23 protein-coding genes are annotated in these 22558 nt (G+C 40.7%); 6 read left to right on the top strand and 17 right to left on the bottom strand.

All coding sequences use genetic code 11. The features are described 5' to 3' along the window. Positions 1–13: 13 nt before the first annotated feature. The 10 genes from mdoH to L3Q70_RS12915 all read right to left on the bottom strand — a co-directional run bounded on the left by mdoH (position 14) and on the right by L3Q70_RS12915 (position 10645). Positions 14–1996, bottom strand: coding sequence for a glucans biosynthesis glucosyltransferase MdoH (gene mdoH / locus L3Q70_RS12960; protein ID WP_237114394.1), 1983 nt, complete (start codon positions 1994–1996; stop codon positions 14–16). Further along, positions 1968–3632 carry a glucan biosynthesis protein G gene (locus L3Q70_RS12955; RefSeq protein ID WP_237114393.1) on the bottom strand — a complete coding sequence of 555 codons (1665 nt, stop codon included), beginning with the start codon at positions 3630–3632 and terminating at the stop codon, positions 1968–1970. Before L3Q70_RS12955 ends, mdoH begins: the two co-directional genes overlap by 29 nt. Positions 3633–3991: 359 nt before the next feature. Beyond that, positions 3992–4231, bottom strand: coding sequence for a hypothetical protein (locus L3Q70_RS12950; RefSeq protein ID WP_237114392.1), 240 nt, complete (start codon positions 4229–4231; stop codon positions 3992–3994). A 56-nt stretch (positions 4232–4287) separates the two neighbouring features. Continuing rightward, on the bottom strand, positions 4288–5139 hold the full coding sequence (gene panC / locus L3Q70_RS12945) for a pantoate--beta-alanine ligase (RefSeq protein ID WP_237114391.1): 852 nt from the start codon (positions 5137–5139) through the stop codon (positions 4288–4290). Next, positions 5140–5934 carry a 3-methyl-2-oxobutanoate hydroxymethyltransferase gene (gene panB / locus L3Q70_RS12940; protein WP_062569519.1) on the bottom strand — a complete coding sequence of 265 codons (795 nt, stop codon included), beginning with the start codon at positions 5932–5934 and terminating at the stop codon, positions 5140–5142. Between the two features lie 29 nt (positions 5935–5963). After that, a complete protein-coding gene (gene folK / locus L3Q70_RS12935) occupies positions 5964–6452 on the bottom strand; it encodes a 2-amino-4-hydroxy-6-hydroxymethyldihydropteridine diphosphokinase (protein WP_237115272.1) in 489 nt (162 codons plus the stop codon). After that, on the bottom strand, positions 6452–7741 hold the full coding sequence (gene pcnB, locus L3Q70_RS12930; RefSeq protein ID WP_083515335.1) for a polynucleotide adenylyltransferase PcnB: 1290 nt from the start codon (positions 7739–7741) through the stop codon (positions 6452–6454). The genes folK and pcnB overlap by 1 nt, the downstream gene beginning before the upstream one ends. Before the next feature lie 293 nt (positions 7742–8034). Beyond that, positions 8035–8979 (bottom strand): tRNA glutamyl-Q(34) synthetase GluQRS, encoded by a 945-nt coding sequence (gene gluQRS, locus L3Q70_RS12925; RefSeq protein WP_062569521.1) that lies wholly within the window; start codon positions 8977–8979, stop codon positions 8035–8037. A gap of 19 nt (positions 8980–8998) precedes the next feature. After that, positions 8999–9442 carry an RNA polymerase-binding protein DksA gene (gene dksA / locus L3Q70_RS12920; protein ID WP_062569522.1) on the bottom strand — a complete coding sequence of 148 codons (444 nt, stop codon included), beginning with the start codon at positions 9440–9442 and terminating at the stop codon, positions 8999–9001. 213 nt (positions 9443–9655) lie between these two features. Beyond that, on the bottom strand, positions 9656–10645 hold the full coding sequence (locus tag L3Q70_RS12915) for an AraC family transcriptional regulator (protein WP_237114390.1): 990 nt from the start codon (positions 10643–10645) through the stop codon (positions 9656–9658). Positions 10646–10787: 142 nt separating this feature from the next. Between L3Q70_RS12915 and L3Q70_RS12910 the strand changes: the two genes are divergently transcribed. Continuing rightward, positions 10788–13337 carry a penicillin acylase family protein gene (locus L3Q70_RS12910; protein WP_237114389.1) on the top strand — a complete coding sequence of 850 codons (2550 nt, stop codon included), beginning with the start codon at positions 10788–10790 and terminating at the stop codon, positions 13335–13337. On the opposite strand, the gene sfsA is transcribed toward L3Q70_RS12910, so the two are convergent. After that, positions 13327–14046, bottom strand: a complete 720-nt coding sequence (gene sfsA, locus L3Q70_RS12905) for a DNA/RNA nuclease SfsA (RefSeq protein ID WP_237114388.1) — start codon at positions 14044–14046, stop codon at positions 13327–13329. The genes L3Q70_RS12910 and sfsA overlap by 11 nt on opposite strands. 161 nt (positions 14047–14207) lie before the next feature. On the opposite strand from sfsA, the gene pepB reads away from it, so the two are divergent. Next, complete coding sequence (pepB, locus tag L3Q70_RS12900) at positions 14208–15503, top strand: aminopeptidase PepB (protein WP_237114387.1); 1296 nt, start codon at positions 14208–14210, stop codon at positions 15501–15503. Between the two features lie 196 nt (positions 15504–15699). Then, on the top strand, positions 15700–16266 hold the full coding sequence (locus L3Q70_RS12895; protein WP_130149573.1) for a phosphoribosyltransferase family protein: 567 nt from the start codon (positions 15700–15702) through the stop codon (positions 16264–16266). Positions 16267–16303: 37 nt separating this feature from the next. Here L3Q70_RS12895 and L3Q70_RS12890 read toward each other — a convergent pair whose 3' ends face one another. Continuing rightward, entirely contained in the window at positions 16304–16960 is a 657-nt protein-coding gene (locus L3Q70_RS12890) for a Crp/Fnr family transcriptional regulator (protein WP_062569528.1), read from the bottom strand. A gap of 266 nt (positions 16961–17226) precedes the next feature. On the opposite strand from L3Q70_RS12890, the gene L3Q70_RS12885 reads away from it, so the two are divergent. Next, positions 17227–17457 carry a YgjV family protein gene (locus L3Q70_RS12885; protein WP_062570023.1) on the top strand — a complete coding sequence of 77 codons (231 nt, stop codon included), beginning with the start codon at positions 17227–17229 and terminating at the stop codon, positions 17455–17457. A 7-nt stretch (positions 17458–17464) separates the two neighbouring features. Here the strand turns inward: L3Q70_RS12885 and L3Q70_RS12880 are convergent, their stop codons facing one another. From L3Q70_RS12880 to L3Q70_RS12860, 5 genes are all read right to left on the bottom strand, one after another. Continuing rightward, positions 17465–19105: an amidohydrolase gene (locus tag L3Q70_RS12880; RefSeq protein WP_237114386.1), complete on the bottom strand. Its 1641-nt coding sequence runs from the start codon at positions 19103–19105 to the stop codon at positions 17465–17467. A gap of 105 nt (positions 19106–19210) precedes the next feature. After that, the gene (locus L3Q70_RS12875; protein WP_062569530.1) at positions 19211–19444 is read right to left on the bottom strand and encodes an EF-hand domain-containing protein; all 234 of its coding nucleotides are present in this window, start codon (positions 19442–19444) and stop codon (positions 19211–19213) included. Positions 19445–19450: 6 nt separating this feature from the next. Beyond that, positions 19451–19684, bottom strand: a complete 234-nt coding sequence (locus tag L3Q70_RS12870) for an EF-hand domain-containing protein (protein ID WP_062569531.1) — start codon at positions 19682–19684, stop codon at positions 19451–19453. Between the two features lie 100 nt (positions 19685–19784). Beyond that, positions 19785–20012, bottom strand: coding sequence for a hypothetical protein (locus L3Q70_RS12865; RefSeq protein ID WP_062569532.1), 228 nt, complete (start codon positions 20010–20012; stop codon positions 19785–19787). 9 nt (positions 20013–20021) lie between these two features. Continuing rightward, positions 20022–20249, bottom strand: a complete 228-nt coding sequence (locus L3Q70_RS12860; protein WP_237114385.1) for an EF-hand domain-containing protein — start codon at positions 20247–20249, stop codon at positions 20022–20024. 311 nt (positions 20250–20560) lie between these two features. Here L3Q70_RS12860 and L3Q70_RS12855 point away from each other — a divergent pair, with 311 nt between their 5' ends. Both L3Q70_RS12855 and L3Q70_RS12850 read left to right on the top strand, forming a co-directional pair. Further along, entirely contained in the window at positions 20561–22018 is a 1458-nt protein-coding gene (locus L3Q70_RS12855; RefSeq protein ID WP_062569534.1) for a HAMP domain-containing sensor histidine kinase, read from the top strand. 1 nt (position 22019) lies between these two features. Further along, complete coding sequence (locus L3Q70_RS12850; RefSeq protein WP_193987731.1) at positions 22020–22556, top strand: hypothetical protein; 537 nt, start codon at positions 22020–22022, stop codon at positions 22554–22556. Positions 22557–22558: the final 2 nt, after the last annotated feature.

The following is a 22558-nucleotide window of genomic DNA, read 5'->3' as shown; positions in this document are numbered from 1 at the left end:
TTTCGTCTATAGTTTAGAGCTTAGCAAGTAGTTTTGCTTTTAGCCGCTGTTGTGCACGGCGAACTTGCTTACGCTTTTTCCCTGAAGGTGCTTTAAAGCTTTGAATAGGCATGATCGTTGGTGACTCGTCAGGTAAAGCTGGCACATCAAAACTTGCCTGTGAGTCCTCAGGTAAGGCAATCTCTTGCTGATGAACACGCAGTGCTGCGAGAGTATCATCATCAATTACCTCGCTAGGGCAAAGGAAAATACCCATTTTGCGCATTTTAACACCAAGACCAATACTGCTTGAGTATCGAACAATTGGTGCAGCTAAAATTAGACCGACTAAAATGGGCGATAACCACCAAAAGAAAGTTGGTGTGTAGTAATACGCAACACCACCCCAAATAAACGCCGTAATCGTAGAGAATAATGTATAGCCAATGGCTTCTTTCCACGGAACCATGCGTCCCTCGCGTGGTTGCGCATCCCAGCTCACTTTTTTGCCAAGAAATACACACACTACAAAGTAGCTATGAAACACCATCATAAGTGGCGCAATGATAATGGCAAATACAGTTTCAATGAGTGCGCCAGCAATGAGCTTCATCGTGCCACCAAATGCTTTATTGCGGTGTACGAGTGTGACAATGATACCCAGTAGCTTCGGCAGTAACAGCAAACCAATTGTAATGAATAATAATGAGTCGATTAATTCAGTTTTTGCTATTTGCCATGTTGGGAAAAGCTGGTACGCATGGTTGAAATACACATCACTGTTTACAGCACGTGTTACCGCATCTAAGGTGCTTAATGCCAACATTGAAAGCCAAATTAATGATGAAATATAGGCCGTAGCACCAAATAAAAAGTGCATTTTACTCATCAGCTTCAAGCCCGATTTAGGGAGTAGGCCTAAGTGCTGAATATTACCTTGTACCCAGCGTCTATCACGAATTGCGTAGTCTAAAATATTACTGGGTACTTCTTCGTAACTACCTTCAATGTCGCTCAGTAATAGCACATCCCAGCCACTGCGGTGTAACAGAGATGCTTCCACAAAGTCATGGCTTAAAATCTCACCGCCAAAAGGCGCGTTACCTTTTAATACTGGAAGGCCACAACACTGCGTAAAGGCTTCAACGCGAATAATCGCATTATGTCCCCAGTAATTAGCTTGATTTGTTTGCCAAAAAGCAGACCCCGTCGCTAGCATTGGACTATATAAGATTGATGCAAATTGTAAAAAACGACCGAAAAAAGTATCTTGGCGAACTGGAATCGGAATCGTTTGGATAAGGCCAGTATTAGGGTTATTGATCATGCTTGATGTTAGCTCAAGCATACATTGACCCGTCATGATGCTGTCAGCATCAAGTACTATCATATGTTCGTATTGGCTACCCCAACGCTCACAAAAGTCAGTTAAGTTACCTACTTTACGATGCTTGTTATCTTCACGGCGACGATAAAATGTGTGTTTCGCTAAATCACCCAAGCGTGCTGTAAATGCATTCCATGCTTTTAGCTCATTGCGGGCAATGTCTGGATCTTGCGTATCGCTGAGTAAATAAAAATCGAAATGCGGCATTTGCCCTGTTTTTTCAAGCGAGCGAAGGCTCACTTCAAAGCCTGCAATAACACGCTCTGTATCTTCATTATAAACAGGCATAACAATGGCTGTTTTCGTTTGGGCAATAGCATCAGCATTTACGTCGATTGGTTTTTGACGTTTCAATGTTAATGGGTCAATGCGTAAGAGCTGTAAAATAAAGCCCATACACCCACTACAAAAGGCAGTAACAATCCACGCAAAGGTTACAGAGAATAATGCCAATAATGCATACTCAAGTAATGTCATGCCGTTTGAATTTAAAATATCGAACATGATCCACACGCCATAGGCTGTTATGGCCAGTGCTAGGCACGTAAAAAGCCAAGCACGTGTCTTTTTAAACGGCATTGCAGTTGCAGTTAGTTTTTTACTATTGGACGTCATTTGGATACCAGACATAGCTCCATACCTCGCTAATTTCTTTGTCACGTAGTTTTAGCGATAAGCGCATATCAACGGGCTTATCTCCCTCAGGCGCCACCTTAAATGCCACGCGCCATCCTTGATTATTTGGTAATTGCTGCACTGTTTTATCGCTGATTTGGCCAGCTGAAATATTTAAATCAGCCATCAGTGCGAAGTTTGCAGACAATTGGTTAATATTTTCGCCACTAAAGTCGACGGTAAATTGGCGATGACTTTTTGGCGGTGGATTCTTCTCACCAGGTAATGCCGCGCTACCTATGCGGGTTCTTAACACACTGGCTTTATCTTGCGTTGCAAGGGTTGCATTGAAGGTTGATAGCTTATAGCTGAAGCTTAAATTATCGCCAGCCTTCATAGCTTGCTCTGGTACCCAGTAGCTAACAATGTTGTCGTTAGTTTCGGTGTCTGTCGGAATTTCAACAAGTTCTACACGTCCTTTGCCCCAATCATTGATAGGTTCAATCCACATGCTAGGACGATTGTGGTAGTGCGCTTCTGTGTCTAAGTAATTATTGAAATCACGGTCACGTTGCGCGAGTCCAAAGCCTTTCGGACTATCATAGCTAAATGAAGTAACACTCAGTTTTTTCGGGTTATTGAGTGCACGCCATACCCATTGACCTTGTGCTGATTGCATTAATAAGCCATCTGAGTCATGAACTTCTGGACGGTAGTCATCAAAGAACTTGGTACTGTTTTCACCGTGATAAAACATACTTGTAAGCGGTGCAATACCTAACTTTTTAATGTCTTTACGGGCAAAAATTTGCATCTCGGTTTTTACTTCAGTATTGGTTGAAGGAGTCAGCTCAAAGCGATAAGCACCTGCAACTGAAGGACTATCCAAAAGTGCATAAAGTACGATAGTGGTGTCTTCTGGTGCCGGTTTAACTAGCCAGAACTCTTTAAAAACGGGAAACTCTTCGCCTGAACTTAACGCTGTATCAATCGCTAATCCTCGCGCTGAAATACCGTATACCTGATGCGGACCTACTAGACGAAAGTAAGATGCGCCTTGAAAAACCGCGACTTCATCTTTGTACTCATTATTATTCAAAGGAAAGTGTAAGCGAAAACCCGCATGGCCTAACTGCGCATTTTCTGTGGCTTTACTGATTTCTTGCTCTAAAGGGGCTGCCGTTGCGTCGTAGCGATAATAATCCGTTTTAAATGGCAAGCTTTTAACTTCGGCATTTTTCTCTAGGGTATTGATCGCAACAGGTGATTTATATAAAAAACCTGGGTGAAATAATTGGATTTCATAAAGGCTTTCATCTTTCCAAATAGCTTGTTCAGTACGAAAACGAATTGCGCGATAATCTTGATAACCAATACTTGTTAAAGCTTCAAGTTCTAAATCTTTAGGTGCAACATAAGGCTCTGAAGCTAATTTCTTCGCACGCGCAGTGATAACTTCAAATAGCTTTTCTTGTGGAATAGTAATCATCGCAGGCTTTTGCTCAACAACCGCTTCCTCTGCTTTGGTTGCTTGTGGTTGAGTTTGTTCTTCAATAGCGTATGCATTGCCTGCACAGATGGCTAATAATACGCCCAAGTAGGTCTTCTTTTTTAATGCACTGAAGAGCTTAGTCTGGGTTTCTGGTTTCATTCTGTTTTCCTTTAGCCTTAAAATAATCACGTCGAGCTGTTGTAATTGCGTTAACGTTCTCAGCAAAAAGCGGACCTAAAATAAACACTTGTTTATCATGATTTTTTTTGTTGGTACTGCTAATGTAAGAAGTAATTTTGGGATTAGTAAGAAATAATTACACTGTTAGTTAATCAGTTCATCACTAATACGGGTAAGTTTAATGAACGAAAGCTTGCTCTAATATGAATAGCTTAAAGGGTGAGCAAAAATATGAACAAAATTAGCAGACGCTTAATTGAGGTTTGAAAATTGTAATCGAGGGTTCTATTAAGAGTAAGACACTGATTATAAAAATAACCAGTGTCTAGTAAGGGGGGTTATTTTACATCACCAAGCTTTTCTGCATTCGCTTTACATTGATTGTAAGCTTCAATACATTTATTACTACATACTTTGTGAACTAATCCATCTGCGGTACTTTGTTGTTCACAACTGCTTTCACATTGGTAATTCTGTTGAGCGCATTGTTGCATTTCTGGGTTTTCAATTTTGTTTGAGCAAGCTGATAAAAGCGTCAAAGAAAACAATGACGCTGTAATGGCTGGTAGTTTTTTCATGCTGATCCCTAGTATATTGTGTTCTTCTAAATCCATCTTACCCAGATTAAGCGTATTTAATCCAGCTCAACTTGCAAATTATCAATTAAACGCACTGTACCTAAATAGGCTGCTGCTAAAATAACGAGTTGTTTATCCTCGCTTGTTGCAGCTTTTAGCGTTGAGCGCTCGGCAATTGCATAGTAGTCAGGTTTTAACCCCGCTGCTTCAAGCTGTGTTTTTGCTTCTACCTCAAGTGTTGCGATATCTGCGTTGTCTTGTTTAAGTGCCGTTGCTGTATTATTTAGCGTGGCAAACAGGGCTTTTGCAGTGTCTTTTTGCTCATCAGATAAATAGCCATTACGAGAGCTCATAGCAAGGCCTGAAATTTCACGACATGTAGGAACGCCAATAATTTCAACGGGTATAGATAAATCACGCGTCATGGTTTTTATGACTTGCAGTTGTTGGAAGTCTTTTTCACCAAAACAGGCAAAATCAGGTTGAACAAGGTTAAATAATTTAGTGACAACCGTTGCCACACCTTTAAAGTGTCCAGGGCGAGAGCCTCCACAATAGCCCATGGATACGCCAGGCACATCGACAAAACTTTGTTCGCCTAAGCCATTTGGATAGATCGTTTCTACAGATGGGGTGAAAACGATATCAGTATTTAAATCGGCTAACCCTTGCTTATCCGCACTAAGTGTTCTTGGGTAGTTATCAAGATCTTCATTAGCGCCAAACTGCATAGGGTTAACAAAAATACTGACCACAACCTTATCAGCTAATGTTTTTGCTTTTTCAACTAATGAAAAGTGGCCTTGGTGCAAGTTTCCCATAGTCGGGACAAGCGCAATGCTCAAGCCTGCTTGACGCCAAGCCTTGATCTGACTACGTAACGATTTAATTTCGGTGATTGACTGCATTTATTTAAACTCATGTTCGGTACTTGGGAAAGCACCACTTTTTACATCTTCACAATACTTTTGAACAGCTGCAGGCATAGTGCCCGTCTCTAATAAGAAGTTTTTTGAAAACTTAGGAATGTAACCGGCTGAAATGCCTACTAAGTCGTGCATTACTAAGATTTGCCCGTCAGTTTTATTGCCTGCACCTATGCCGATGGTTGGAATGCTTAGCTCATCAGTAATACGCTTAGCCAGTTCGCTCGGAATACACTCTAAAACAAGCAATTGCGCCCCTGCAGCTTCGAGTGCTTTAGCATCACTAACCATTTTATCTGCTTGAGATTGCTCACGACCTTGAATTTTAAAACCACCAAATACATGCACTGATTGTGGTGTTAAGCCTAAGTGACCACATACAGGGATGCCTTGCTGAGTCATGGCGCGAATACTGTCATGCAACCATTCACCACCTTCAAGCTTAATCATATTTGCACCCGCACGCATTAGCTCAGCTGCGTTGTTGCAAGCATCTGTTGGGTTGGCGTATGTCATAAACGGTAAATCAGCAATAACGAATAAGTCGCGGCTGCCTGCGCGCACACAACGGGTGTGGTAGGCTATATCAGTATTGGTGACAGCAAGAGTATCGTCATTACCTTGTAATACCATGCCAAGTGAATCACCCACTAAAATCACCTCGACGCCATTATCATGAAACAGTTTGGCAAAACTGGCGTCGTAGGCTGTCAATGCCGTGATTTTTTGTTGTTCTTGTTTCATTTTATTAAGTGTAGAAACGGTGATTTTAGACATAATTTCCTCTGAGGCTTTGCCTTGGTTAATTACTGCTGAGGGAGTTGTTGTAAATCGTTTAAGGGCAACGTATTTTTTATATCAGCAAGTGCTTGGCTATTTGGTAGTACCAATGTTGGTGCTATTTCGAATAATGGATACACAACAAATTCTCGCTCAGTTAAGCCATAATGTGGCACCGTCAAACGAGGTGTATCAATTATTTGGTCGCCAAATAAAAGAATATCAATATCAAGAGTTCGCGGACCCCAACGCTGCTCTTTTCGTACACGACCATGCTTAAGTTCTATGCTTTGTGTTAAATCGAGTAATTGCTCTGGGGCTAACTCTGTTTTTATGCATACTACAGCATTAACATAATCAGGCTGGTCTTGTGGACCCATAGGTTTACTCGCGTATTCATGAGAGGCACTTATAAACTCGATATCTGAGTGTGCTTTTAACTCAGTAATGGCGCGGTGTATTTGTTCTTGAGGTGCGTTTAAGTTAGCACCCAAACCTAAGTAAACTTGATTCATCATTGCTCTGTTTTTTTCTTACGTGGACGGCGGCGACGTTTTGGACCACCTTGATGACCAAGTGCTTTGACCATTTCTTTTTGGCCATTTATGTCCTGCCCTAAATAGTTTGTCCACCAGTTAGCAAGCTCTTGAAGTTCAGTTTCACCTGCTTGAACACGTAACAGTAAGAAGTCATATGCGGCTTTAAAACGTGGTTGCTGAGTCAGTCGATAAGCGCGTTGTCCACCACGTTTATCAAGGCGTTGTTGAATATGCCAAATATCGCGAGCGCCTAGCGTGAAGCGTTTTGGTACAGCTACATGTTGCGCGTTTTCACTCAGTACTTTGTTCATCGCTTGTGCAAATGCATCGTACTCTGACAGTTGATCGCGTTGTTGTAACTTTTTAGCAATGCTCTGTAATGGAAACCACAACAAGGCTGCAAAAATGAAAGCTGGCGTGACTTTTTTATCTGCATTAATACGCTTATCGGTGTTTTTAAACATTTGCAGGATAAACGCATGTTCAAGGCCATCAGGATTGGCATCTAAGATTTTATCAAGTGCTGGAAATAGTGCTCTAAATAAACCATATTGGCGTAGCATAATGAAGTTTTCTTCAGCTTTTCCATTTAAAAATAGCTTGAGTGATTCTTCAAATAAACGCGCTGCTGGAATGTGGTCTAATAAATTTGCCAGGCCTGCAATAGGTTTTTCGGTTGCAGGCGCAATACTCATACCTAATTTAGTGGCAAAGCGAACAGCGCGCAGCATACGCACAGGATCTTCTCTGTAGCGCGTTTCTGGATCGCCAATTAACTCAATTTGCTTCGCTTTAATTGCGCTAATGCCATTAGCGTAATCATAAATACAAAAATCATTAATTGAGTAGTAAAGGGCATTGATAGAGAAGTCGCGGCGCTCGGCGTCTTCTTCAATACTCCCGTACACATTATCACGTAGCAATTGGCCATGTTCGCTTGATTGACTAATTTGATTTTTAGCTTCGTCGGCTTCGTGGTGTCCACGCATGGTCGCTACTTCGATAATCTCACGACCAAATACAATATGCGCCAAACGAAAGCGTCGACCTATCAGTCTGCAATTTCGAAACAGTCTTTTGATCTGTTCAGGTGTTGCGTTAGTTACTACGTCAAAGTCTTTTGGTTGTTGACCTAACAATATATCTCGAATACAACCACCTACAAGGTAAGCATCAAAGCCACCTTCTTTTAAGCGGTACAATACTTTGATTGCATTTGGGCTAAATTGTTTACGTGAAATCCCATGTTCACTACGTTCGATCACCAAAGGCAATTCGCTGGCTTGCACGGCATTGTTTGTGTCAGTGGCATTTGGGCCAATAATTTGCCGACAAAATTGAAAAAGCTTGGAAATAATAATCTGTCTCCTACGACATGGTCTTTGCAACTCATCAAGTATAGCGTTTGTTTTTTCACTTCGTCGGTGTGAGATTGAGTCAGTAAATGTCCATAAAATGTGGCGCTATAATTAGGTGCTGATGAATCGCACACTTTGGGTCGCTATCATATACCAGCGTGGCATAAAAATTAAGTTACTCGACCTTTAAAATTGGCAATTTATTTTGGGATGGATTGAAATTTACTAAAAGATGAATGTGGATCCTCACTTACTTGAATCTCTTTTACTTTGGGAATACATTCAAGATGGTAGGCCGCAATAGCCCATTTTAGCATTTCTTCGACCGTTGCAGACAAAAGAGCTGGTTCGGGATTTAAGCCTAAAAAGCGAAAGGCATCAAAAAGCGCAGGCTTAGGTGCTGTTTTTGAAATCGCAGGGGCATAATTTTGTTTTGATAATTTAAAGCCCGGCTTTGCAACTGCCAAAGGTAGGTGAGCGTATTGTGGGGCTGTTTGGTTAAGTTGTTTAAATAAACTGAGTTGTCGTGCTGTGGGTTCTAATAAGTCAGCACCACGCACAACATGACTAATTTTTTGAGCAATATCATCGACCACAACAACTAGCTGATAAGCAAATAAACCGTCACTACGCTTGATAAGGTAATCTTCTTTGGCTAAAGCTTGGTCGACTTTTACCTTTCCCTGAATGAGATCGCTGTAGTGGCTAGTGGCAAATTGTTGGGATAATCGCAGTGCCGAATTTACGAAGGAATGACCTTTTAACTGACACTGGCCTTGGTATATCCCCCCCATTGCTTTAACTTGTTTACGAGTACAATGGCAAGCATAAACTAAACCTTGATCAATAAGTTGATCCAAGACGGATTGATATTCTTGTAGGCGCTTTGTTTGGTAGGTGACACGTTCATCCCAATGCAGGCCATAAGCTTCTAATGTGCGTAAAATATCATCACTAGCACCAGGGACAACACGTGTTGTGTCAATATCTTCAATGCGAACTAACCATTTACCTTGATTAACTTTCGCATCAAGAAAACTTCCCACAGCCGCTATTAATGAGCCAAAGTGTAATGGCCCAGACGGGGATGGCGCAAAACGGCCACGATATATACGCGCTTGCGTATTAACGGCTGTGGTAGACATGGGTTAATTTAAAAAGTAATTAACCGCGGCCTGATTGTTTTTCTTTTATTTCTGCAAGTGTTTTACAGTCAACACATAGATCGGCAGTTGGACGTGCTTCTAAACGACGAATGCCAATCTCGATACCGCATGATTCACAGAAACCAAAGTCATCTTCTTTGATTAATTGAATTGTTTTTTCAATTTTCTTGATCAGTTTACGCTCACGGTCACGAGTACGAAGCTCTAATGAAAATTCTTCTTCTTGTGCAGCGCGATCAACTGGATCTGGAAAGTTAGCAGCTTCATCTTGCATGTGCGATTTAGTACGGTCTACTTCGTTACGTAAATCGTTACGCCAAGCTTCTAAAATTTTTTTGAAATGAGCACGTTGTGCATCATTCATATACTCTTCACCTGGCTGTTCCTGATACGGCTCTAACCCGGCCTGAGCCAATAACCCTAGTCTTTTTTGGTCTGGCATAACTTTCTCCTAAATCCTTAATATATTGCCCAGCATTAGCCGGCGGCTATAAATAGCAGAAACGACAGGTTGAGGCAAATTTATTTTTAATTAATCTTGTGTGCCTAAACCAAGAAGTGAGCAAAAAGTAATTACTTGGTTTGATTAACGCTTGCTGTTAGTCAATTTTTTATAAACTTGCCTAGTAATATGGGCAAAAAAAAATAATACAACTTAAAAATTATGTTCGTTTAAAAACTTCTTCGGTGTTGTTTGATACCAGCGCTTAAAGGCTCTTTGTAGTGCGCTTTGTTCTGAAAACCCTAACTTATTGCTGACTTCAAGCACAGAAAAACCTTGTAATAGCATTTGTTTTGCGTGCTGCTTCCTTTGTATATCGATTATTTTTGAAAAGCTTAATTGTTGGTCAGTTAAGTAACGTTGTAAGGTGCGCTTTTTAAAGCCAAGTAGCTGTGCTGCTTGTTCGACTGTTGGGATATAGGGCAATTGGCTGGCGATAAATGCATTTAATTCGTTAATGTGATCAGTATGCGGGCTAACGTCGCCTGCTTGAGAGAGTAAGATTTGCTCAAGTTCTGGATTAGGAGACAGTAAAGGACTGCTAAGAAGTTTCTCATCAAAAATCAGGCAGTTTATGGCAGTATTAAACTCGATAGGGCAATTAAAAGTATCTTGATAAGCTAGCATGCACAAAGGCGAAGGAGGCTTTCTTGTAAGCTGTACCTTCTCGAGTGCAAGCTCTGCGTTTTGCTGGCAGCAATGCTTAGCAAAGGATAACCAGCTACTGAATAATTCATCAACCATGTAGTGATTTATTGTCTCTTTTGCATGCCAGCTAAGTCGGCATTGTTGGTTTTCATGTACTAATTCAATATGGCCTATATTTCTCACTAAAGAATTTAGCTTTTGCGCGTGCTGTAGTGCTTTTTCAAGGTTTTGACTAACAAGTGCAACATGACCAAGTAATCCCCAATTTTGTGCCTTCAGAGATTGGCCGAATAACAGACCAATATGCTCTTTATTAAGCTGAGTATCTGCAAAGCACATTAACGATTCATAGTCAGAAACAGGAAACCGATAGCAAGTGTCATCTAAATAATGAGCACGCTCTGCCAGTAATGAGTTTAGCTTTTCTGATTCAAGTCCTTGACGTTGAAGAAAATAGAATAACGAACGAATTATTTGACTACTGACATAAGACATAGGATTTCATTTTTTATTATTAGAAATATTAAGCTGCATGAGTTGGCGCGCAAAGTCAATATATTGCGTAGAGAGTCAAGATTTAGTGAATTAATTAAGGCAAGCTGGTCAATGGATACAATAACCATAATAAGGATGCACAATGAAACTCCACCCTTTAGTATTCAGTATTGCCGCAGCATTACTCACTGTAGGCTGCAATTCTGATAGCAATAATGATGTTACAGAACCACCTGTCACGACAACCCCAGAACCTGAAGAGGTTGTAAAGGTGGCTATTCCGAACTTTGCCGAAAATAGTGTACTTGAGGCCAATATCCGTTGGACAAGTTACGGTGTGCCGCATATTACGGCAACAAACCTTGAGAGCTTGGCATTTGGTAGTGGTTATGCATATGCCAAAGATCATGCTTGTTTGTTGATGGATCAAATTATTAAAACTCGCGGCGAACGTGCTAAATATTATGGCCCTGACCAAGTCGCTGGTAGTGGTGACTCTAAACACTTAATTTCTGATTTTGGTTACAAAGCATTAGGGGTTAATGAATATGCATTACAGCATTATGATGAACTGGATGAAACCAGCCGTGCTCACTTTGAGGGATTTGTGCAAGGCTTTAATAAATATGTCAATGACACGGGGGCTGCGAATCTAGCGCCTGAATGTGCGTCAGCACCTTGGGTGATAAGCTTAACCGCACAAGATATGCTGGCATATTCAATGGCAACTGTGCAGTTGGCAAGTTCAGCAAACTTTTTAGAGCTCGCATTTTTTGCAAACCCTGGTGACGGTGATGAGTATTTGCCTACGCCAAGTAGCAATGCGCCAAGCGCTGTTTCCAGTTTAGTTAAAAATGTCAATCAACAAGCAAAGCAATTTAAATTAGAAAAGAAATTTAAGCATTTAGGTTCTAATGGTTGGGGTTTGGGTAAAGAGATGATGGCCAATGGCAAAGGTGGATTATTAGCAAACCCTCACTTTCCCCATGAAGGAAACCTACGTTTTTGGCAGTCACATTTAACCGTACCCGGTGCAATGAATGTGATGGGAGGGAGTTTGCAAGGTATGCCAGGGGTGATTAATATCGGTTTTAATGAACATGTTGCATGGACACATACCTTCTCAACAGCACGTCACTTTTTAATTTATCAACTTGCATTAAATGAAGATGATCGTATGAGTTATCGTGTTGAAGATGAGCTGCATACGATAACCAGTAAAACAATTTCAGTTGAGGTTGCCATTGGCCCCAATACGACCATTGAGCTTCAAAAACCATTTTATTACAGCCATCATGGTTTGATGTTAGAGACACCCGCCGCTAATGGTTTAGGCTGGAATGATAGCCAAGCATTTACGATTAAAGATGCGAATGAATTTAACATGGATGTGGTTGCCCAGTGGTCTGCGCTTAATCAGGCGGTGAGTCTTGATGATATGAAAGAGTCGTTCGCTAAGTTTGATGGGGTGTCATTCAACAACACCATGGCGGCAGATAAAGCTGGGAATGTATTTTATGTGGATGATAGTACCGTTCTCAAATTAAAGGACACAGCCAATTTAGCCATCCGTCTACAACCTGAACTTGTGGCCTTAAGAGAATCAACTGGATTTGATTTAGTGCCAGGAAATATGAAGCTATTTGAAAGTCAGGGTAAGGTGCCATTTACCGAAGCTCCTCAGCTCACCCGCACCGACTATGTACAAAATTCAAATGATAGTTATTGGGTTACAAACCTAAACGAGCCACTTGTTGGCTTTGCAGCTCAGTATGGTGACGTTCATACACCACTCTCATTACGTACGCGGATGGGTCTAAAATTATTGCAAGATGGCGGTGGCGAAGATGCTAAGTTTACTCTTGATGAATTAGAGCAAGCACTGGTAGGCAACCGTATTTATTTAGGCGAACTTGTATTTGCAGATCTTGCTATGCAGTGTCAGGCACAAGGTGATGTACCTGTACAGGTGACGAGCGATATTGCGGTTGATGTAAGCCCTGCTTGCGGTATTTTTTCGAACTGGAATGGGGCTATGAATTTAGAGACTCAGGGGGCGGCATTAATTCGTGAATTTGCTCACTTGTTTAATCCATCTACTCATTTATACACTAATTTTGATGTTACAGACCCTGCAAATACTCCTCATACTTTGCGCCAAGACAATGTTGCATTAAAAGCGTTGGCGCATGCGATGCTTAATTTACAGTCAAATGGTGTATCGCTGACGAGTAGTTTAGCGGATGTGCAGTTTGTTGAAAAATCATTGGCTGGTGGTCATGCTTCCGGCGAACAATTACCATGGGCGGGGCCGATGCATGTTGAAGGAGGGTTCAATGTCTTTCGGTTTGATAGAAGTAACCTAACGCGTTCTACATTAATTCCTTATGCAGATTATCAAACATTACCTGATGCAATAACAGGTAAGCCTTTGGCTTCTAACTTATCATCACAAGGTTACCCAGTGAACTATGGGTCAAGTTGGATGTTTGTGATGAACTTTACTGAAGATGGGCCGGTTGCAAAAGGGTTACTGACTATGTCGCAAAGTTCAGATTCACGTTCAGAGCACTTTGATGATCAAAGTCGTTATTATTCGCAAACGGCTAAGTTGAGGCCTCTATTTTACAAAGAGGCTGATATTGCACTTAACTTAATTGATGAAATAGATATTTCAATGACTAAACAATAAATGGAACTTGCTTGGCCAGTGTAATAGCACTGGCCGAGATGTCAGCTTTATAAGCATACACCTCAACACCGCAATCAATGGCTTGTGTTAATAACGAACAATACGTTTCATCAATATGCTTGGCACCACTGACTTGGCTAATTCCTTCGTGTAGCACAGCAAAAAGTAATACGGCGCGATGCCCTTGTTGCACCATTTCGATAAGCTCTCTGATATGTTTTTGGCCACGAACTGTTTGCGCATCGGGAAAATAGCCTTGTCCTGATTGGGGGTTATCTTCACTTAGTAATGTCACCGATTTTACTTCAACGTAGCAATTTTCTTTGTCATTAGCGGTGAGTAAAAAATCGATACGACTGTTCTCTTGACCATATTTTACTTCAGCTTGAATTGTGCTGTAGTCGCAAAGCTCTTTTATTACATTATGTGCTAATGCTTCGTGTACCACTTGGTTGGCTATCGCGGTGTTAACACAAATTAACTGCCCAAAATGATTTTTAGTAAGCTGTAAAGAATGTGGGTATTTTCGTTTTTTGTTATCACTGGTTGAGTAATAAGCGCTAAATCCAGGTTCAGCGCAACCAGTCATCTTTCCTGTATTGGCACAGTGGGCGGTAAATTGCTCGCCAGTTTCTAGTTCAAGATCCGCTAAAAAACGCTTATAGCGTTTGAGTAATTTAGCAGGTTGTAAAGGAGGTAAAAAATGCATAACTTTGTTTTTATTAGACGCGTTCGCTCATTGTAAATGAATAGCGACATAGAATGCACCCTTAGTCTGTTAAGTAAAGGTTATTTATCGCAAGCGGTTGGGATGTCGCGTTCGCTGTAGTAAACTCGATAAACAATTTTCAGCGCAAAGAGTATTCTAACATGTCGGAAAAATTTTTAGTTCAACTTAGCGAGCAGGGTGCTGCCGCGCATTGGGGCGAAAAAGCCTCTCTTTCTTTTACTGAACAAGGCGCAACCGTTCATTTAACGGAGCAAGATACACTTAAAAGCGTACAAAAAGCAGCGCGTACGTTAGCGAATCAAGGCTTAAAGAATGTTGCTCTAACGGGTGATGTTTGGTGCACTGAAACACAATGGGCTTTTTATCAAGGCTTTGTATCGCCAAAAAATTTAGATGCAGTTGAGTTTGCCGAAAACGCAAAAACAGATAGCAATGAACTGGCTGCATTAACAAAATCAGCGACATGGGCTCGCCAAATGATCAACGGCACTGCCGATGATATTTTTCCTGAAAGCTTAGCAGGCAAAGCGGCTGAATTTATTCAGTCATTAGCGCCTGAGCACGTTAGTTACCAAATCATTAAAGGTGATGCACTTTTAGAACATCAATGGATAGGTATTCACGCTGTAGGCCGTGGTAGTGAGCGTCCACCTGTATTATTAGAGCTAGATTACAACCCAACCGGTGACGACAATGCCCCTGTTGATGCTGCTCTTGTGGGTAAAGGGATCACATTCGATTCGGGTGGTTATTCAATTAAAGCAAGCGAAGGCATGCTTGGTATGAAATGCGATATGGGCGGTGCAGCAACGGTTACTGCTGGTTTAGCGCTTGCTATTAGTCGTGGCGTGAATAAACGCATTAAGCTGTTTTTATGTTGTGCTGAAAATTTAATTTCAGGTCATGCTTATAAACTAGGTGATATTCTTACTTATAAAAATGGCACAACAGTTGAAATTGTTAATACCGATGCTGAGGGCCGCTTAGTACTTGCTGATGGCTTAATGGCTGCGGGTGAAACTGGCGCACCATTAATCATTGATGCGGCAACGCTAACTGGGGCTGCACTTGTGGCTGTAGGTCAAGAGTACAATGCATTATTTGGCCTTGATAAAGACTTTGTGCGTGAAGTACAAGATTTTGCAGAGCAAGAAATGGAGGCAGCATGGCCACTCCCTCTTGAAAAGTGGCACCAACAAAACTGCCCATCACCTTATGCTGATACAGCAAATAGTCGCCCACAAAAAGGCGGCGGTTACGGCGGTGCGTCAAATGCTGCTGGCTTCTTATCGCGCTTTGTTCCTAACGATGGTAAAGGTTGGGTGCACATTGACCTTGCTGCAGCATTCAATATGGGTAGTACGAGTGAGTGGGCCGCGGGTGCTACAACACAAGGTATGCGCACGGTTGCTAGAACGTTGCTTGAAAAAGCTTAATTGAGTACTACACGAAGTATATTACCAAAAGCGCCTTTATTAGGCGCTTTTTTGTTTTTTAATGTGATTTACAAACTGATACAAGATTTTTTTCATCATTTAGTATAAAATCTCGCCCCACATTTTCTCATCAGGTGGTTAGTTTAAATTTCATTAACTACACTTGAATGATCAATTCACACTGGGGTCTCTATTTATGTCAGATAAGTGCTATATCACTGCGCAGCAGTTACTTGAAGATTCGTTTCGCGTTGCTGCTAAAGTTTATGAAGATGGTTTTCGTCCAGATTTCATCATTGGTATTTGGCGTGGTGGTGCTCCTATCGGTATCGCAGTACAAGAGTACTACGATTACAAAGGTATAGAGACAGACCATATTGCTGTTCGTACATCGTCTTATTACGGTATTAACCAGCAATCAAAAGAAATTAAAGTACATGGTTTGCATTATATTATCGAAAATGCCAACGCAGATGATTCGTTGTTGATTGTTGATGATGTATTTGACTCTGGACGTAGTATTTTCGCTTTAAAAGAAAAACTTTCTGAATTAATGCGCTTGAATCTGCCACGCGATATTCGTGTTGCTTGCCCATATTACAAGCCTAAAAACTCAAAAGTAGACATGGTGCCTGAGTATTATATTCATGAGTCTGATGAGTGGTTAGTTTTCCCTCATGAGCTGTCAGGTTTAACGCCAGATGAAATTATTGAAGGCAAGTCAGACTTAGCAAATATCCAAGACTTATTATTAAATAAGTAAATTGCTACTTAAATAAAGTGAGTATGTAGGCACATACTCACAATTGTGAAAAGCTATCAACATAGTTGCTTAGCTTTTCTATATCAACAACCTTAAGTCCTTGGTTGCTTCTTACTATCAATCCTTTTTCTACCAGCTCTGTCACTACGCGGCGATAAGCGCGTTCAGTGGTTGCGAAACGTTCAGCCTCTGCATTAACCGTAGGGTAGGCGCGTAGCAGTGTTGGGTTATTATTCTCAGCCCTTAATAAACAGTCTTTTGCGATGTTATAACTCAGTGGCAATAGGAGTTTATCGAGATTTATTTTCTGATTCTCTTGAAACTTAGCAGCAATAGTTTGTGCTGTGTACAAGCTGAGTTCTGGCTTTTCTAGCAACAGTGAGCGCCAATGTTTTAGCTCAATTAAGTTATAACTCACATCACTAAAACAGGTCACTGTGTAAATGCAGGGTAAGTTGTTTAGCGCTTCAATCTCGCCAATCAAGGTGTTATTACAATCAAGCTGGCCGAGTAAGAGTCTGCGGCCATTACCCACATCATAACTAAGCGACACAGTTCCGCTTCTAACTAATACAAGTTTAGACAGAGGTTGATCTTGATGGATCAGCACTTCTTTTTTTGCTTGTTGGTAACGACTTCCAGCAAAAGTAAGTAATTGCTCAACGAGATAACTTGAAAAATGATATTGAAACATTAACGCCGCTCTTCGGACAATTGTCCTATTTATTACACCTTAATGACGTTAGCATTAAGATTCTAAGAATTCACGCTAACTTGCTAGCTAGGCTATGCCTTGCTTTTACCTTCATTTCCCGTGTTAATGATTTTAAGCAAAGTATTCACTGTGCTTTATAAGGTTTTCAGTAAGTTAGCTTTTTTATTTTCATTGTTAAAGTAGCAATGAGTAAGTCAAAAAAAATGACAAGCTCTAATGCTAACCTAAAGCCTAGGAGAGAACAATTGAGTTGGGAATATTTAGGCTATTTAGCGTCTGCTTTGTTGGTCGCTTCTTTAACAATGAGTGATGTGGTTAAGCTGCGTTGGTTTAATTTGGCCGGATGTATTGCTTTTACTTGTTACGGTATAGCAATTGACGCCATTCCTGTTGCATTCACAAATGGACTCCTGACGTTTGTGAATATTTACCATATTATTAAATTAAAGCGTCAGTCATCCACTGACGCTAAATAGTGACCGTTTAGCGGTCTCGTTGATATTTTAGTTCGCCACCAATCCATGTTTGCTTTACCTTGATATCATGAATTTGTGAAACTGGAACTGTAAAGTAGTCTTTGTTTATTAAAATAAAGTCAGCCCATTTACCTTGCTCTAAACTGCCTAATTTAAACTCTTGGTGAGCAGCATAAGCGCCGCCTAAAGTGAACGCTCGCAAAGCTTCATCTCTCGATAATAGCTCTTTTGGCCGCCAACCACCTTTTGGTAACTGGTTGTGATCCATGCGAGTAATGGCTGAATATAAACCATCGAATGGGTCAGCTAGTTCCACTGGGAAGTCAGAGCCCGCAGCCACAATTGAACCTTGCTCTAAAAATGTTTTCCAAGCATATGCACCGGTAAGTTGTTTATCGGTCAAGCGTTGTTCAGCCATATGCATGTCAGACGTGGCATGCACAGGTTGCATTGAGGGAATAATTTTTAGTGATTTGAAGCGAGGAATATCGTCGGGCGTAACAATCTGCGCATGCTCAATACGGTTACGTAACAAAATTCCCCCTGATTTTTTAAATACTTTTTCATAGGCATCTAATACGATACGGTTCGCTTTATCACCAATAGCATGGGTGTTCGCACTGAAACCATTTTCAAAGCTTAAGGTGAAAAGTTGTTCGAGTTTTTGCTGTGTTTCAAGCATTAAGCCATGGTAATTTTTTCGATCAGCATACTCATCAATTAGCGCAGCACCACGGCTACCCAGCGCACCATCGGCGTATACTTTCACGCTTCTGATTGACATGTAGTCATGCATATCTTTATAGCGACCCGCTTTTAACATGGTGTCTAGTTTTGGGTCGCTTGCGCTTAACATAGCAACAATTCTCAGCGGTAGAGTGCCTTGCTCGGCACGTTCTTTGTAAACTTGCCACGTATCATAATCAATACCCGCATCATGAGTTGATGTAATGCCTAAGCTGAGCAAATGTTTACCTGCATTATCTAAAGCAGTATTAATGCTGGCGTGGCTTGCTTTTGGTACATGTTGGGTTATTAGTGTTTCTGCTTTATCAATGAAGACACCTGAAGCTAGCCCTGAATCCAGTTTTAAAATTTCACCACCAGCAGGAGAGCGAGTGTCTTTTTCGATACCAGCAAGCGCCATGGCTTTCGAATTAACCCACACCGCATGGCCATCAACTCGAGACAGTACCACAGGCTTATCTTTTACATAGCGGTCTAAGTCTGCTGCCGTAGGAAATTGCGCGCCTGGCCATTGCTCTTGGTTCCAGCCACGACCAATGATCCAGCCTTGTTTATCTTTCGCAAATTCTGCGAGCTTTTTTCCTACCTCATCAACTGAGCGGGTATTTCTAACATCCAGTTGTGATAGGTTATTACCAAGGCCAATAACATGGCCATGAGCGTCAATAAGCCCAGGTAGTAAAGTCGCCTGTTCACCATCTAGGGCCGTTGCATCAGGATAACTGGCTTTTAAGGAGTCATTGCCTGTTTTGACCACCTTGCCGTCTTTAATAACCAGTGTTGAAAACTGCTTAGTATCCCCTTTATAGGTCGGTGTGTAGCCATTGACGTTATAGATGACCGTTGTGTTTGCAAAACAGGATAGTGATGCTGATGCGAGTAAGCCGATGATGAATTTCATAATTGTCTTGTTTTTATTGATTTATAAAAACAGTATCAGAGTTGTAATAAACTGCAACTACTTGAACAAAAATGGCAGGGGAAGGGTGCTTGGCACACCCTCAATTTATTTGCTAGCGTAAACTTCAAACTCTGCGAGCGATAACTTGTTATCTTTGTCTTTATCGTAACTTTGAAAACGAGACCAAAGTGCTGGGTCTCGTGCTGATTCAGAGCGACTCAAATAGCCGTCATCATTGCGATCAAGTTGTTTAAACTTCTCACCAATACTGCCAGAGGCTAAGCTCATAGTACTAAAAAGAAAACATGAAACTAAGCTGGTGATGGTTAATCTTGTCATTGTTTGTTAGCTCTTACTTGTTAAATAATTTTTAAACTCAAGGAGTGATATGCGCTTGTCATTATCTTGATCCCACTGACTTATACGCTTTTTAAGATGAGGCTGAGGCGTAAGTTCGTCAGGGCTTAAATAGCCATCTTTATCCTTATCGAGATGATTAAAACGTTGTTTTACATCTAATGCAAAGCTATTAAAGCTAAACGTAATAAGGATTAGTGAAATAACTGAGACTATTTTCATACTGCGCTCCTTGTTAGTGAAAGTGCTTGCCATAATTTAATTCCCAAAATTAAATCCGTTTACACACTCCCTCAGGGATTATGGCAAACACTTTAAGTCGTTAAAGTTTGAATTTCTCAAACTCTTGCTCTGATAGAACCTGATCGTCATTTTTATCTAGATCAGCAAACTGCTTCAGTAAGTCCTCATGTTGTGTGGCTTCTGTAAGCGAAATTTCACCATCGGCATTCGTATCAAATTTAGCGAAACGTACATCCATTTGTGATGCTAAAACGGTCGCGCTGATCACTAAAAACATCAGCGAGAAAGCGGCAATAAGTTGTTTCATTACAATCTCCTATTGAACAAACAATTGAAATTCTGAAAAAGAAATTTGGCCATCTTGATTCGTATCAATTTGTGAAAAGTTGTCGTGTAACAGTGCGTCTTCCGATGCCTCTGATTCACTTAAAATGCCGTTACTGTCTTTGTCCAGTTCTTTAAAAGAATCATTTAAATTAAGGGCATAAGTCGCTGTTGAGATACAACACACAGCCGTCAGCACAGCAAGGGCTAATTTCTTCATTTTAATTCCTAAGAAAATTAATTATTTACTCTAATACAAAAACAATGCCAAAGTTAAAATTTCTTAATTATCATACTGTTATGTGTTTTTGAGCGTGTGTCGGTAGAAATTCTTACATGGTTTTGTGTCTTTTTTGCAACGGGAAAATAAACTTTTAAATTTAACCTTTTAAAATCAGTTGTTTAGTTTGTCTCCAAATTGCAACGATATTGATTTTTTAGTGAAAATAGTGCTGAATTTCAGATAAAATTCAGCCAGTGTATAACTTAGCTCATAGATAATTTATACCTGTCACACCTTGAAGGAAACCTATGCAAAGGCAAGCTAGCAGCAAGTTCAAACACCTACTCGATTGGCGTCCCAACTTAATCGGGCAGTTTGTATTTAGTACTCTTTTATCGTTATTGCCTTTATCTTTGGTGGTGATCCTATTTTTAAATGCGCTCAACAAGCAGCTTGCTGTCACTCAAAAAATAGTGAGCGATAACTACTTAGTAACCAAAACATTTAATAGTCTTAAGCAAGACCTAAATAGCCTTGAGCGAGCAACGAGGCAAAACTGGGTGTTGAAAAGTGAATCACTTGATACCTTAATTGCAAATAAATGGCAGTCATCTTTGCAAAGCATTGATGAGCTAATTTTTTTGAGTCCCTCACCAGATTACGTTAACCAATGGCAGCAGCTGGCTGATGTGTTGAGCTTTGCTCAGCAACACTTAGTAGATGAACAAAAGCAAGATGGTGAGCTGTTTGCACCAGCCAGTAAACTAATTGCAGAGCAAACGGTGTGGCTACGTGATCAGAATGAATTACGCATCACGAAAAACCAACAACACTTAAAAACCTTACAAGCGTCATTTATAAATTGGCTATTGGCATTGATCCCTATTACTTTGCTGGTGAGTGGCGGGTTTTTATGGCGGATCAGTGGGCGTTTACGCGAATTGACATCTGTTATCGATAAACTGGGACAAGGACATTGGCAACAAAATATTTCTGTTAAAGGTTCTGCTGAGTTGATTGAGTTGGGCAACAAGTTACAGTGGGTACAAGCGCAACTACATATGCTTGAACAGCAAAAAGATACATTCTTACGTCATGTTACACATGAATTAAAAACCCCATTGGCTTCTATGGTTGAAGGAACAGATCTACTTGTTGATGAAATAGTTGGACCTATTAATGCAGAGCAGCAAGCAGTATTAGAGCTTATTACGCAAAGTATGGCGCGGTTACGCATTATGATTGAAAGCCTTTTAAATTATAATGCAATTCGCACCAGTAAGGAGAGCATCACCGAATTAGACTTTTCGGTGATGATGAGCAAAATAGAGCGACATTTTGAACATCGCCTAATAGCGCGAGACCAATCGTTGCTTTGGTTAAATGAGTTACCTAGCCGCTCTCTTTATATTTCAACGGAATTATTAGAAATGATTTTAGTGCAGCTTATTTCCAACGCATTAAAATTTTCACCAGAAAAAGAAGCAGTTACCATTAAGGTGACATTTAAACACAGTAAGCTTATGGTGTCGGTGAGCGATCTTGGCATTGGTGTCGATGAATCCGAAAAAATGTCTATTTTTGGTGCATTTTATCAAGGTAAGAATGCCAAAAACCAAGCTGAGATGGGCAGTGGCTTAGGACTTACTATTGTGAAAGAAACAGTTGAACAATTAAACGGTGAACTAAAGCTTGAAGACAACGACCCACATGGCTGCTGTTTTACCGTAATATTACCAATTCAATTAACCCAGGGAGTTAACTGATATGGGCTTAGCTAATAAAGCCAATTTTATGATGATTGCTGCACTAATGCTCTCGGGCTGTTCGTTGCTAGAACCTAAGCCTGTAACAGAGCAAACGCAGCAAGTAGTTAATAAAAAACATGTAACACCCGAAGAGGGAGAGCCAAATCCCAAGCCGCGTCCGAAAAGTGAGCCAATGTATCCGCCTGCAAATATTGTTATTGCTTGGCATGCCCAGCAATGCGGAGGCTATAAAAACACACATAAAAAAGTAAGTTATGTCGGTGAAAAAGAAATCAAAGCGTTGTTTAAATCACTGTGTCTAGAGAGCGAAGCAAATCCAGAAAAAACCTTGGAGTTACTAGACAAAACAGATCAAGCTTACTATTGGCCAGATGATATAAAGCAGTACCTTTGGCTTCAAAAGCAAAGTGTTAAGCAGCATTTAAAAGCGAAACAAGCAAAGCAAGCATTAACCGAAAAAATGGAAAAAACACTGTCGTCACTGGCTACGATTGAGCAGCAACTTCTTCTTCGCGAAGAGACTAAGGAGCAGTAAGT

It is taken from the genome of Pseudoalteromonas sp. CF6-2 (assembly GCF_021729425.1).
Classification (GTDB): Bacteria; Pseudomonadota; Gammaproteobacteria; order Enterobacterales; family Alteromonadaceae; genus Pseudoalteromonas; species Pseudoalteromonas arabiensis.
The sequence above is the reverse complement of the archived record's forward strand: the minus strand, read 5'-3'. Positions and strand labels throughout refer to the sequence as shown.

What these genes read in the sequence shown, in the direction of transcription:
- L3Q70_RS12850 (WP_193987731.1), top strand. Translation starts at nt 22,020, where the DNA reads ATGGGCTTAGCTAATAAAGCCAATTTTATGATGATTGCTGCACTAATG.
- gluQRS (WP_062569521.1), bottom strand. Translation starts at nt 8,979, where the DNA reads ATGTCTACCACAGCCGTTAATACGCAAGCGCGTATATATCGTGGCCGT.
- mdoH (WP_237114394.1), bottom strand. Translation starts at nt 1,996, where the DNA reads ATGTCTGGTATCCAAATGACGTCCAATAGTAAAAAACTAACTGCAACT.
- L3Q70_RS12890 (WP_062569528.1), bottom strand. Translation starts at nt 16,960, where the DNA reads ATGTTTCAATATCATTTTTCAAGTTATCTCGTTGAGCAATTACTTACT.
- L3Q70_RS12880 (WP_237114386.1), bottom strand. Translation starts at nt 19,105, where the DNA reads ATGAAATTCATCATCGGCTTACTCGCATCAGCATCACTATCCTGTTTT.
- panB (WP_062569519.1), bottom strand. Translation starts at nt 5,934, where the DNA reads ATGTCTAAAATCACCGTTTCTACACTTAATAAAATGAAACAAGAACAA.
- L3Q70_RS12875 (WP_062569530.1), bottom strand. Translation starts at nt 19,444, where the DNA reads ATGACAAGATTAACCATCACCAGCTTAGTTTCATGTTTTCTTTTTAGT.
- panC (WP_237114391.1), bottom strand. Translation starts at nt 5,139, where the DNA reads ATGCAGTCAATCACCGAAATTAAATCGTTACGTAGTCAGATCAAGGCT.
- L3Q70_RS12870 (WP_062569531.1), bottom strand. Translation starts at nt 19,684, where the DNA reads ATGAAAATAGTCTCAGTTATTTCACTAATCCTTATTACGTTTAGCTTT.
- dksA (WP_062569522.1), bottom strand. Translation starts at nt 9,442, where the DNA reads ATGCCAGACCAAAAAAGACTAGGGTTATTGGCTCAGGCCGGGTTAGAG.
- L3Q70_RS12910 (WP_237114389.1), top strand. Translation starts at nt 10,788, where the DNA reads ATGAAACTCCACCCTTTAGTATTCAGTATTGCCGCAGCATTACTCACT.
- L3Q70_RS12865 (WP_062569532.1), bottom strand. Translation starts at nt 20,012, where the DNA reads ATGAAACAACTTATTGCCGCTTTCTCGCTGATGTTTTTAGTGATCAGC.
- sfsA (WP_237114388.1), bottom strand. Translation starts at nt 14,046, where the DNA reads ATGCATTTTTTACCTCCTTTACAACCTGCTAAATTACTCAAACGCTAT.
- L3Q70_RS12860 (WP_237114385.1), bottom strand. Translation starts at nt 20,249, where the DNA reads ATGAAGAAATTAGCCCTTGCTGTGCTGACGGCTGTGTGTTGTATCTCA.
- L3Q70_RS12855 (WP_062569534.1), top strand. Translation starts at nt 20,561, where the DNA reads ATGCAAAGGCAAGCTAGCAGCAAGTTCAAACACCTACTCGATTGGCGT.
- pepB (WP_237114387.1), top strand. Translation starts at nt 14,208, where the DNA reads ATGTCGGAAAAATTTTTAGTTCAACTTAGCGAGCAGGGTGCTGCCGCG.
- folK (WP_237115272.1), bottom strand. Translation starts at nt 6,452, where the DNA reads ATGAATCAAGTTTACTTAGGTTTGGGTGCTAACTTAAACGCACCTCAA.
- L3Q70_RS12955 (WP_237114393.1), bottom strand. Translation starts at nt 3,632, where the DNA reads ATGAAACCAGAAACCCAGACTAAGCTCTTCAGTGCATTAAAAAAGAAG.
- L3Q70_RS12895 (WP_130149573.1), top strand. Translation starts at nt 15,700, where the DNA reads ATGTCAGATAAGTGCTATATCACTGCGCAGCAGTTACTTGAAGATTCG.
- L3Q70_RS12950 (WP_237114392.1), bottom strand. Translation starts at nt 4,231, where the DNA reads ATGAAAAAACTACCAGCCATTACAGCGTCATTGTTTTCTTTGACGCTT.
- L3Q70_RS12915 (WP_237114390.1), bottom strand. Translation starts at nt 10,645, where the DNA reads ATGTCTTATGTCAGTAGTCAAATAATTCGTTCGTTATTCTATTTTCTT.